General features: G+C 73.5%; 10 protein-coding genes. 6 read left to right on the top strand and 4 right to left on the bottom strand.

Translation table 11 applies throughout. The annotated features are described in order from the left end of the window. Positions 1-2: 2 nt before the first annotated feature. Entirely contained in the window at positions 3-686 is a 684-nt protein-coding gene (locus ACLQ2N_RS13540; RefSeq protein WP_425812502.1) for a phosphotransferase, read from the bottom strand. 218 nt (positions 687-904) lie between these two features. On the opposite strand from ACLQ2N_RS13540, the gene ACLQ2N_RS13535 reads away from it, so the two are divergent. Continuing rightward, positions 905-2,263, top strand: coding sequence for an alpha-lytic protease prodomain-containing protein (locus ACLQ2N_RS13535; protein WP_425813205.1), 1,359 nt, complete (start codon positions 905-907; stop codon positions 2,261-2,263). A gap of 116 nt (positions 2,264-2,379) precedes the next feature. After that, positions 2,380-3,252: a carbohydrate-binding protein gene (locus ACLQ2N_RS13530; protein ID WP_425812500.1), complete on the top strand. Its 873-nt coding sequence runs from the start codon at positions 2,380-2,382 to the stop codon at positions 3,250-3,252. Between the two features lie 134 nt (positions 3,253-3,386). Here the strand turns inward: ACLQ2N_RS13530 and ACLQ2N_RS13525 are convergent, their stop codons facing one another. Next, positions 3,387-5,075: a bifunctional 3'-5' exonuclease/DNA polymerase gene (locus tag ACLQ2N_RS13525; RefSeq protein WP_425812498.1), complete on the bottom strand. Its 1,689-nt coding sequence runs from the start codon at positions 5,073-5,075 to the stop codon at positions 3,387-3,389. 118 nt (positions 5,076-5,193) lie between these two features. On the opposite strand from ACLQ2N_RS13525, the gene ACLQ2N_RS13520 reads away from it, so the two are divergent. Then, positions 5,194-6,372, top strand: coding sequence for a DUF2786 domain-containing protein (locus ACLQ2N_RS13520; RefSeq protein WP_425812496.1), 1,179 nt, complete (start codon positions 5,194-5,196; stop codon positions 6,370-6,372). 68 nt (positions 6,373-6,440) lie between these two features. Next, positions 6,441-8,576: an FUSC family protein gene (locus ACLQ2N_RS13515; RefSeq protein ID WP_425812494.1), complete on the top strand. Its 2,136-nt coding sequence runs from the start codon at positions 6,441-6,443 to the stop codon at positions 8,574-8,576. Positions 8,577-8,612: 36 nt separating this feature from the next. On the opposite strand, the gene ACLQ2N_RS13510 is transcribed toward ACLQ2N_RS13515, so the two are convergent. Further along, positions 8,613-9,128, bottom strand: coding sequence for a hypothetical protein (locus tag ACLQ2N_RS13510; protein ID WP_425812492.1), 516 nt, complete (start codon positions 9,126-9,128; stop codon positions 8,613-8,615). A 249-nt stretch (positions 9,129-9,377) separates the two neighbouring features. Here ACLQ2N_RS13510 and ACLQ2N_RS13505 point away from each other — a divergent pair, with 249 nt between their 5' ends. Then, positions 9,378-9,614 (top strand): DUF397 domain-containing protein, encoded by a 237-nt coding sequence (locus ACLQ2N_RS13505; RefSeq protein ID WP_018102227.1) that lies wholly within the window; start codon positions 9,378-9,380, stop codon positions 9,612-9,614. Positions 9,615-9,780: 166 nt separating this feature from the next. Here the strand turns inward: ACLQ2N_RS13505 and ACLQ2N_RS13500 are convergent, their stop codons facing one another. Then, complete coding sequence (locus ACLQ2N_RS13500) at positions 9,781-10,281, bottom strand: ATP-binding protein (RefSeq protein ID WP_425812490.1); 501 nt, start codon at positions 10,279-10,281, stop codon at positions 9,781-9,783. Between the two features lie 328 nt (positions 10,282-10,609). Here ACLQ2N_RS13500 and ACLQ2N_RS13495 point away from each other — a divergent pair, with 328 nt between their 5' ends. Then, complete coding sequence (locus ACLQ2N_RS13495; protein ID WP_425812488.1) at positions 10,610-11,491, top strand: helix-turn-helix domain-containing protein; 882 nt, start codon at positions 10,610-10,612, stop codon at positions 11,489-11,491. Positions 11,492-11,505: the final 14 nt, after the last annotated feature.

The following is an 11,505-nucleotide window of genomic DNA, read 5'->3' as shown; positions in this document are numbered from 1 at the left end:
TGCTACCGGCCGGAGAGGGCGGTGACCAGGGCCGCCGCGTCGCCGATCAGGGCCGTCTCGGCCGGGCTCATCGTCGGGTTGAGGGTGCGCCGGGCGGCCGCGTCGGCGAGGTGGGAGGCGGGGATGCCGTCGTCGGCGGCCAGGCGCGGCACCAGGGCGGTCACCAGATCCCGGGCCCCGTCCGCCGCCGGGTGGGCGGGGTCCACCGCCACCTGCGCCAGGATCAGCGCCGACATGGCCCGGTCGAGGGCGGGCGGGCCTTCCTCGGTGTTGCTCCAGTCGATGACCACGGGCCCGTCCGTCGTCAGCACCACGTTGTCCGGGTGCAGGTCCAGGTGGAGCACCCGGTCCTCGGGGTCGGGCGAGAGCCTGGCCGGGACGGAGTGGAGCTCGGCGAGGAGCCCGGTCAGGAGGCCGGCGCCCTCCTCGGCGCCCGTCGCCCCGGACATGAGGGACTCCAGCATGGTCGGACCGTGCAGGCGCTGGAGGACCAGATCGCCGGGACCGGCCGAAGGGGACTGCGGGCCCAGCCGGGGGACCGGGTAGCCGGAGGCGGACAGGTAGGACATGACGGGCAGTTCCCTGGACGCGTCCATCCCGTCGCGGTAACGCCGCAGCACCCACGCCTCGTCCAGTTCGTACACGTCCGCGTCGCGTCCACTGCCCAGCAGTTGGCCTATTCGCATGAGGGGAACCTACTCGGGCCCCGTATACAAAGGGAGTTCGGGCCTGGGCCCGCAACCCCATAACGCGATGCGATGGGGCGGACGGGATCTCCTGAAGCTGACGTGTACGCGGCTACCTTGGCGGCGATTCCCCCGAAACGCTTCCCCCGAGCAATTCCCCGAAGCGATTCCTCCGAAGCGATTCCCCTGAAGTCAAGGAGAGTTCCGTGGAGAGATCCATGCTCCGCAGGCGGGCCCTGGCCGCGTGTACCGCCACCGTGGCCGTCGGCGCGCTCGCACTCGCCGGGCTGACCGGCACCGCGTCCGCCGACCCCGCCTCCACCGCCCCCACCCCCGCGGCGGACTCCGCCCACCTCTCGCCCGGCCTGCTGAAGGCCATGCAGCGGGACCTCGGACTCACCGCCACCGAGGCCCGCGGCCGCATCGCCGGTGAGTCGCGCGCCGCCGCCCTCACCGCCGGGCTGCGGTACTCGCTCGGTGACCGGTTCGCCGGCGTCCGGGTCAGCGGTGACGACGCGGACCTGACCGTCGCCACCACCGACGCCTCGGACGCCGCCCGCATCACGAAGGCCGGGGCCCGTGCCGAGGTCGTCGACCACAGCCTCGCCGAACTCGACGCCGCCAAGGCCGCCCTGGACCGGGTCGCGCTGCGTGCCGCCCCGAAGGACGTGCCCGCCTGGTACGTCGACGTACGCACCAACCGCGTCGTCGTCCAGGCCGGGAAGGCGTCCGCCGCCGACGCGTTCCTCGCGAGGGCCGGCGTCTCCCGCGACCTGGTGACCGTCGCCCGGTCCACCGAGCGGCCCCGCACCTTCACGGACCTGCGGGGCGGCGACGCGTACTACATGAACGGCTCGGGCCGCTGCTCCATCGGCTTCCCCGTCAAGCGCGGCACCCAGGGCGGCTTCGTCAGCGCCGGGCACTGCGGCACGCCGGGCGTCTCCACCAGCGGCTACAACCAGCAGGCCCAGGGCTCCTTCCAGGGCTCCACCTTCCCCGGCCGCGACTACGCCTGGGTCGCCACGAACACCAACTGGACCCCGCGCCCGCTGGTCAACGGCTACGGCAACGGCGACGTGACGGTCACCGGCTCCACCGAGGCGATCGAAGGGTCGTCGGTCTGCCGGTCCGGCTCCACGACGGGCTGGCACTGCGGCACGGTCCAGCAGCGCAACAGCAGCGTCACCTACCAGGAGGGCACCGTCTCCGGGGTGACCCGGACCAACGTCTGCGCCGAACCGGGAGACTCCGGCGGTTCGTTCGTCTCGGGCAGCCAGGCCCAGGGCGTCACCTCCGGCGGCACCGGCAACTGCTCGCAGGGCGGTGTGACGTACTTCCAGCCGCTGAACCCGGCGCTCCAGGCGTACGGGCTGACCCTGGTCACCAACGGCTCCACCACCCCGCCCGACCCGACCGACCCGCCGACCAACCCGGGCGGCACCTGGGCGGCCGGCACCACATACGCGGCCGGCGACGTCGTGACGTACGGCTCGGCGCGCTACCGCTGCCTCCAGGGCCATCTGGCGCAGCCCGGCTGGACCCCGCCGAACGTCCCGGCCCTGTGGCAGGCCGTGTAACACCAGAACCCCCCGTCCCTCAGGCGATCGAGGAACGGGCCCGGGGCGACCGACACCGCCCCGGGCCCCGCACCGCGCACGTGCCCTTCCCCACCATCCCGAGGAGTCCGTCAGCCATGCCCCCCGCAACCCCCGAGTCCTCCGCACCCGAACCCACTGCCGACGCCGCGGGCGGCCCCGCGATCAGCCGCAAGTCCCTCCTCAAGGCGGCGCTCGTGGCCACCGCCGTACCGCTGTTCGCGGGCGGCGGGGTGGCGCTGGCGCGCGACGCCGGGAACACCGGCCGGCCGCTCGCCCCGACCCCGGACTGCGACGACGGCGACGAGCCGACGCACGACCAGATCGAGGGCCCGTACTTCAAGCCCAACTCCCCGCTCCGCACCAGCCTGGTGACCGCGTCGACACCCGGCGTCCCGCTCACTGTCAGCGGTTACGTCTTCGGGCGCGAGTGCCGCCCGATCCCCGGTGTGCTGCTCGACTTCTGGCAGGCCGACACCAACGGCGCGTACGACATGAGCGGTTACGCCTTCCGCGGCCACCAGTTCACCGACCGGAACGGCGCGTTCACGCTCACCACGATCGTGCCCGGCCTCTACCCCGGCCGCACCCGGCACATCCATGTGAAGGCCCAGGCCCCCGGCTCGGGCATCCTCACCACCCAGCTGTACTTCCCTGGTGAGCCGCGCAACAGCACCGACATGCTGTACGACGCGGCGCTGCTGATGAACGTCCGGGCGGCCGGCTCCGGCAAGGAGGGCACCTTCGACTTCGTCCTCGACGTCGCCCAGGACCCCACGGACCCGACCGATCCCCCCACCGACCCGACCGACCCGCCGACCGAACCGGGCGGCACCTGGGCGGCCGGGACGTCCTACACCGCGGGAGACCGCGTCACATACGGCGGGGTCGCCTACCGCTGTCTGCAGGCTCACACCGCCCTGACCGGCTGGGAGCCGCCGAATGTCCCCGCGTTGTGGGAACGCGGGTAGACGGGCAGACGGCCGGGCGGCCGTAACCGCCGCGCCCACGCGCCCCGGGCTCTCTCCCCGGGGCGCGTACGGCGCACGGCCCGGGCCGGAGGGGGTTCGGTCCCGGGCCGTTCCCGGCTGCCACGTCGCGTCTGTCACTTCGCGTCCGAGTAGCGCTCCACCACCGCAGTGGTGAACGGGAAGCGCACCGGTGTGTCCCCGAAGGCCGTCCGGCCGGCCACCTCGGCGGCCTCCCGGATCGCCGCCAGGACCGCGTCCGTCTCCGCGAGCGGGCAGTGCACGATCACCTCGTCGTGCTGGAAGAAGACCAGCTCGGCCCGGAGCCCGGCGGCGGCGACCGCCCGGCGCAGGGCCGCCAGGAGCAGCAGCGCCCACTCCGCCGCGCTGCCCTGGACCACGAAGTTCCGCGTGAACCGGCCGCGTGCCCTCGCGTCCGAGGAGGCGTAACCGGGCGTGTACTGCGCGCGGGTCCCCTCCTCCTCCTCCTGCGGGATGCCCGCCTCGCCGTCCTCCCCGTGACCGGCCGCCGGCGGACTGGTCCGGCCGAGCCACGTCCGTACGAGACGGCCCTCCTCGCCCGCCTTCGCGGCGTCGTCCACATAGGCGACCGCGCGTGGGAACCTGCGGCGCAGGGCCGCCAGATTCTTCAGGCCGTCCCCGGACGTCTGCCCGTAGACGGCACCGAGCAGCGCGAGCTTGGCGTGGTCCCGGTCGCCGTGGAAGGCGCGGTCGGACAGCGCGGTGTAGAGGTCCCCCTCGTGGCCCGCGACCTCCATCAGACCCGGGTCCCGGGAGATCGCGGCCAGCACCCTCGGTTCCATCTGGGCGGCGTCCGCGACGACGAGGCGCCACCCCTCGTCCGCGACGACGGCCCGCCGGATCACCTTGGGGATCTGGAGCGCCCCGCCGCCGTTGGTCGTCCAGCGCCCGCTGACCGTGCCGCCCGGCTGGTACTCGGGGCGGAAGCGGCCGTCGCGCACCCAGTCCTGGAGCCAGCTCCAGCCGTGCGCGGTCCAGATCCGGTACAGCTTCTTGTACTGGACGAGCGGCCGGACCGCCGGGTGGTCCAGGGACTCCAGCTCCCAGCGGCGCGTCGAGCGGACCTTGATCCCGGCCCCCGCGAACGCCCGCACCACATCGGCGGGCAGATCCGGGCGCACCCGGCGGCCGAAGGCGGCGGACACCTCGTCGGCCAGCTCGGCGAGGCGGCGGGGCTCGCCGCCGCCCGCGTACCGCTCGCCGAGCAGCTCGCGCAGCACCTCGCGGTGGACGTCCGCCCGCCAGGGCAGGCCCGTCCGGTTCATCTCGGCGGCGATCAGCATCCCCGCCGACTCGGCGGCCGTCAGCAGCCGCATCCGCTCCGGCCGGTCCGTCGCCCCGTGGCGCGCGAGCTGCGCCGCGTACACCTCGGTCAGCGCGTCGAACGGCAGCTCCGGGCCGGAGGGCGGCTCGAACAGGGAGGACTGGGAGCCGGGCTCGGCGGACCGGGGCGGCGGATCGGGCGGCACCGGGCCGCCCCGCAGCCGGGCGAGCGCGGCGGCGGCCGAGCGGGGCTCGCCGAGCCGGCCCTCGTGGCCGAGGAGCAGGGACTCGGCGGCCTCCACGTCGTAGGCCCGCTCGACCCGCACCCCGGCGGCCAGCAGCCGGGGGTAGACCTCAGCCGTCGAGCGCCACACCCAGCGGGCGACGTCCGGCCGGGAGCGGACCGCCTCCGCGAGGTCCGGCTCGGTCAGGACCGGGCCCGCCGGCAGGCCCGAGCGGTCCAGTGGAACGAGGCGCGCGCCCCCGCCCTCCGTGACGGCCAGCGCCCAGCGTTCGGTCATACGGCCGAGTCTGGCACCCGGCACTGACAACGGCAGGGAGCCCGCGTCTCGCGCGCGCGATCGATATCCACAGCCTGTGGACGGCGGTCCGGGGGAGGCGCGCGCCTACCCTGACCTCATGGAAACGGTGATCGACCAGGCGTTCGCGGCCGCCCTCTACACGGAGGGCGACGCCGGTCTCGACACCGGCGCCTCGCTGCTCGCCGCCGCCCCGCAGGCCGACGCGGAGCTGGTGCGCCGGGGTGAGGAGTTCGTCCGCCGCGCCTGGGAGCGGGGCTGGCTGCCCGCCGACGTCGTCCGCCTCGTCCGCCGCGACCTGGACGAGCACGCGGCGGCCCTGGCGGCCGGGCTCATCGTCTCCGAGGTCCGCCGCTATCCAGCGCTGCGGCCGCGCTGGCGGTCCCAGCTGGACGAGCTGCCGGCGGCGCCACCCGCGGGCCGGCCCGACCGGTTCTCGTACGCCTCCGCGCTCCTCGCCCTCTACCGCCTGCTGCTCGCCCTCCCGGCCATCGAGCCCGTCGGGCCCCCGCCGGGCGCGGCGCGGGACGCCCTGACCCGGCCGCCCGCCGCCGGGGAGCCCCGCATGCTGACCCGCATCCGCGCCCTGCTCGCGAAGGCGGAGGCGACCGGCTATCCGGAGGAGGCGGAGGCCCTGACCGCCAAGGCGCAGGAGCTGATGGCCCGGCACAGCATCGACGAGGCCCTGCTCGCCGCCCGTACGCACGGCGACCGCACCCCCGGCGCCTGCCGGATCGGCGTGGACGCCCCGTACGAGACGGCCAAGGCGATCCTGCTCGACGCGGTGGCCTCGGCGAACCGCTGCCGGGCCGTGTGGAACAGCGACCTGGGCTTCACCACGGTCATCGGCTTCGAGGCGGACCTGGAGGCCGTCGAACTGCTCCACACCTCACTGCTCGTACAGGGAACGGCCGCGATGACCCGCGCGGAGGCGGGCCAGCGGGCCGGCGGGCGCAAGCGGACCAAGACGTTCCGGCAGTCCTTCCTGATGGCCTACGCCCAGCGCCTGGGCAGCCGCCTCGCCGACGGCACCGCCCGCGCCACGGCCGAGGCCGGTGCGCAGGAGGCCGGTGCGGAGGGCGGCGCGGCCGCCGGCGCCGGGCTGCTCCCGGTGCTGGCCGCCCGCGACCTGGCGGTCACCGAGACCGCCGAGCAGATGTTCCCCCGCACCACGACCACCCGGGTCAGGGGTGCGACGGACCTGGACGGCTGGACGCACGGCACGCAGGCGGCGGACCGGGCCCGGATGAGCGGGGAGACCCGGGGCATCAGGGGCTGAGTGACCACCAGGCAGACCCTTATCACCTACAAGTCGGGCAAAACGGCTATTCCGGTTAGGCTCGGCACATGAGCTGGCTCCGGGCGCTGAAGGAGACCGCCCGCTCCGGCCTGAAGATCGAGCGGCGGCGCCTCGAACCGCTGATCGCGGTGCGCGGCGCGGCCGGGCTCGCCCTGGTCATCGGGGTCGCCCTCGCGCTGTTCGGTCCTGTGGTCGCCGCCAGCTCCGCGTTCGGCGCGTTCCAGGCGGCCATCGCGACCTTCCAGCGCAGCTGGCGCCCCCGCCCCGTGCTCGCCCTGGTCTCCGGCGTCAGCCTCGGCGTCACCACCTTCCTCGGCTATGTGACGGGCCCCCATCTCCCGCTCTTCCTGCTCCTCCTGATCACCTGGACCTTCCTCGCCGGGCTCGCCTGGGCGGCGGGTCCGACCGGGGGCATCATCGCCGCGTCCAACGTCGCGATCATGCTCGTCACGGTCACGCTGCCGACCTCCGTCGCGCAGGCGGCCCTGCACGGCGCGATGATCATGTTCGGCGGAGTCGTCCAGGCGGCGCTGATCGTGCTGTTCCCGATCCGCCGATGGGGCGCACAGCGCGACGCGCTCGCCGACGCGCTGGCCGCCGAGGCCGACTACGCCCGGCGGCTGCGCCACGACCCGGTCGCCCACTTCGACCCGGTGCCGCTGATGCTCGCGCGCCGGGCCGCCGCCGTCACCGCCCGCGAGGCCCGCCGCCGCCCCGCCGAACTGCACGGCTCACGCGGGCCCGCCGAGCGCATCAGGCCGGTGCTGGCCTCGCTCGCCGACCCGGCCATGGGCGTGCCCGCCGAGGGCCCCGAGCGGGACCGCGTCCGCGAGTTGCTGGCCGCCGCCGGATCGCTGCTCGACGCGGCCGCCCGGGCGATCCGCACGGGCCACCCGGTCAAGCTGCCCGCGCCGGCCGTCGCCGCGCTGAGGACCCCCGACACCGGGGCCCTGCTCACCGGCCCGCCGCTGCGCGCCGCCGACCGGCTCGCCGCCCTGCTCTCCGACGTCATCGAGGCGGCCGAGGGCGACGGCACCAAGGAGGAGCGGGCCGGGGCCGAGGAGGCCGCCGGTGCCATCAAGGACAGCCGCCCGCCCGCCGAACACCACCGGCGCCCCGGACTGCTGCGCCTCGCCCCGGTCATCCTCAGGGCGATGCGCCGCGAGGTGCACCACGGCTCCCCGATCCTGCGGCACGCGATCCGGCTCGCCGCCGTCGCCGGAGTCGGCTACCTCCTGGGCCGCCTGCTGCCGCTCGGCCACGGCTACTGGGCGCCCATGGCGGCGGTGATGGTGATGCGGCCGGAGTTCTCCCAGACGTACTCCCGCGCGGTGGCCCGGTTCGGCGGCACCCTCGTCGGGGTGTTCCTCGCCTCCGCGATCGTGGAGGCCGCGCACCCGGGCACCGGGCCGCTCGCCGCCCTCGCCGTGGTCTGCGCCCTGCTGATGTACCTGCTCATGCGGACCGGATACGCGGTCGCCCAGGCGTGCGTCGGCGCGTACGTCGTCTTCCTGCTCGGCATGGCCGGCGACGACCTGGGCCAGACCGTGTTCGAGCGGGTGCTCCTGACCCTCGGCGGCGGGCTCCTGGCGATGATCTCGTACGCCGTCTACCCGGCCTGGGAGACCCCGCGCCTGCGCACCCGGCTCGGCGACTGGCTGAGGGCGGACGGCCGGTACGCGGCGGCGGTCGTCGACCAGTACGCGGACCCGGCCGAACGCGGCCAGGACGATGTGCGCCAGGCCCTCCTCGCCACCCGCGAGGCCCGGGTGGCCTGGCAGGAGGCGGTGGCGACGGCCCTTCACGAACCGGTGCGCCACCGGGGCCTCTCGCACGCCGCCGCCGACGCCACCCAGCACACCCTGGCCCAGCTCGGCCGGGTCGCGATGCTCCTGGAGGCCCACATCCCGCGCAGTGAAGCCAGGCCCGTGCCGGGGGCCGCCGCGCTGGCCGACGCGCTGCGCCGCGCCACCGACCGGGGCGCCAAGGCGGTGCGGGAGCGGCGGGTGCCGGACTGGACGCCGGTGTGGGAGGCGCTGGAGCGCTGGGAGGCGGAGTGCCGGGCGCGCGAGGAGGCGGCGGAGCCCGGGGCGCCGCCTCCGGCCGGTACCGGGCTCGTCCGCAACAACGTCGCGCTGCTCCTCGATGCGCTGGAGGACTTCTCGCGGGGTCTGGACTCGTAACCCCCGCGACGTCACGGCGTCAGGGCGGTTACGGCGTCACGGCGTCGGCAGGTCCGGGACGTCGGGGAGGTCGGAGAGGCCGGGGATGCCCTCCAGCGAGCCCGGGTCGGTCTTCTTCAGCGTGTCCTTCGCCCCGGCGTCCCACGAGATCACGACGGTCTTGCCGTCGTTGGACTCGACGGCCCCCATGGTCCGGGCGGTGTCCCCGTCGGCGCACTCCAGCTCCAGCATCGGCTTGCCCATGTCCGCCACGGTGCCCGTGCAGACGTGGGACTCGGCGACGACGGCGGCCTTCCCGGCGACGACGGACAGCACCACCGACTTGCCGTCGGTCTGGCCCAGCCAGGCACCCTCCAGCGCCTTCGCGTCGCCGCCGGTGGCGCCGTCCGGCTCCGAGGGCGCGTCGCTGCCCCCGTCCGCCGTGGGGCTCGCGCTGGACCCGGAGTCCTTGCCCGAGTCGCCCTTGTCGCCGTCGCTTCCGCAACCGGTCAGCACGAGCGCGGTCAGCAGACCGGTGGCGAGGACCGCGCCGGTACGTGCGATTTTGTACATGTGGAATTCCCCCTGGAAGACGAACGGCCATCCAAGCTACCAGCGGGTCGCAGGGGCTGCCGAGAAGTCAACTCCCGGAATCGGGAGCCGGAGAGGCCGTTGACGCGTCTCTGTCCGCAGAAGCTGTAATCGCAGCGACACCCCGCGTGCACGTGCATCCGCCCGTGCATCCGCTCATGCATGGAGAATCGAACACAGCTATGATCCGGGACAGTTGACACTTGCACCTTGCAACTCGGGGAGCGTCCTGTGCACCACGTGTACAACGGCATGGCGGCCACAGAGCTTCGCGGAGTCGTCTGGCAGAAGAGCAGACACAGCAACTCCCAGGGTTCCTGCGTGGAGTTCGCGAAACTGCCCGACGGAGATGTGGCGATGCGCAATTCGCGCCACCCGGACGGGCCGGCGCTGGTCTACACGCCGGCCGAGATAGAGGCGCTGCTGCTCGGTGTCAAGGACGGCGAGTTCGACCACCTCGTGGGCTGACGGCCGCGGGGGCGTTCCCGTACACCCGTCCCGTACACCCGTCCCGTACACCCGTCCCGTACGCCCGCCCCGTGCACCACAGAGGGCTGAACCCCGCCGGAGTCCAGCGGTGTTCAGCCCTCGGGCGGTGTGCCACGCGGTGCGCCGGCCGGTCGCACCGCCCCCGTCACGCCGGGTCGGTCAGTCTGAACAGTGCCCAGACGACCTTGCCTCGGGAAGCCGCCGTGCCCGGTGTGCTCTCGGTGGTCAGTACGGGAGAGGGGTGCCACCCCCAGCAGTCGCTGAAGGACTCCACCAGGAACAGCCCCCGCCCCGACTCGGCGGAGTCCGGCGCCTCGGAGGCGACCGGACTCGCGTGGCTCGGGTCGCGCACCGCGCACACCAGCCGCGAGGTCCAGCGCATCAGGTGAAGCCGTACGGGCGGCTCCTGGCACTCGCGCGGGGCGTCGGCCGGCAGGGCGTGCCGCAGGGCGTTGGTGACCAGTTCGGAGACGACGAGCGCGACGTCGTCGAAGCGCTCGCTCAGACCCCATCCTCCCAGGGTGGCCCGGGTGAACTGCCGTGCGCCCCCGACCGCTTCGTAGTGCGGCGGCAGGCTGCAGGTGGCCGACCCGGAGACGGCCGAGGGATCGATGGGTGGAAGCCCCTGCCGTAACGGCTCGAGCATCGTCGATCCATTCGTCCCCATGCGAGGCACTCCCGGGAATCGCGGCTGGGCCGGTACTGCGTACCGGCGACAGCGGCACAACACGAACGAGAACGCAGGTGCGCGGGCTCCATGGTTCCGAATGCGCACAGCAGATGCAAGGGCAGATGCACGTGCACGCGTCGGACCTGTCCGACCCCGTCCGGTTCTTGCTCATTTCTTCCCCGCCCCGGTTTCGGCGTCTTCCCAAGCTCTTCCCATTTCCGTAATCGAATGAGTACGGGGCGAAGCGTTTTGATGGCAGAATCCGGCTCTTGGGGTTCAGGGGGAGCCCCGATGCCAGGAAGCGATGGGGAGGGTTGGACCAGTGGCGGCAGGCGAGTCGAGTGGGTCCGTGGTGCGGCGCATCCTGCTGGGCTCTCAGCTCAGGAGACTGCGTGACTCGCGCGGCATCACGCGCGAGGCGGCCGGCTACTCGATCCGGGCCTCCGAATCGAAGATCAGCCGCATGGAGTTGGGACGGGTGAGCTTCAAGGCCAGGGACGTCGAGGATCTGCTCACGCTCTACGGCGTCACGGACGAGGCGGAGCGCGACTCCCTGCTCGCCCTGGCCCGAGAGGCCAACGTGGCGGGCTGGTGGCACAGTTACGGGGACGTACTGCCCGGCTGGTTCCAGACGTACGTCGGCCTGGAGGGTGCGGCCTCGCTCATCCGGATCTACGAGGTCCAGTTCGTCCACGGACTGCTCCAGACCGAGGACTACGCCCACGCGGTCGTCTCCCGGGGCATGCGTGGCGCGCCCCCCGCCGAGATCGAGCGCCGCGTCGCCCTGCGCCTGGAGCGGCAGAAGGTACTCGTCTCCGAACGGGCTCCCCGCTTCCACGCCGTCCTCGACGAGGCGGCGCTGCGCCGCCCGTACGGCGGGCGTGAAGTGATGCGGGCGCAATTGCGGCATCTGATCGATATGTCGGAACAGCCGAATGTCACGCTTCAGGTGATGCCGTTCAGTTTTGGCGGGCACGCGGGCGAGAGCGGGTCCTTCACCATGCTGCGATTCCCGGAATCCGATCTGTCGGACATCGTGTATCTGGAGCAGCTGACAAGCGCGCTCTATCTGGACAAGGACGAAGAAGTCGCCCAGTACGAAAAGGCGATGACGCTGCTCCACGAGGAGAGCCCGGGCCCGGAGGAGAGTCGTGACCTGCTCCGAGGACTTCTCCAACTCTCCTGAATTTTCAGTACGAT

Source organism: Streptomyces sp. DT224 (assembly GCF_049844595.1).
Lineage (GTDB): Bacteria > Actinomycetota > Actinomycetes > Streptomycetales > Streptomycetaceae > Streptomyces.
Note: the sequence above shows the minus strand (reverse complement) of the source record. Positions and strands in the feature narration are given on the sequence as shown.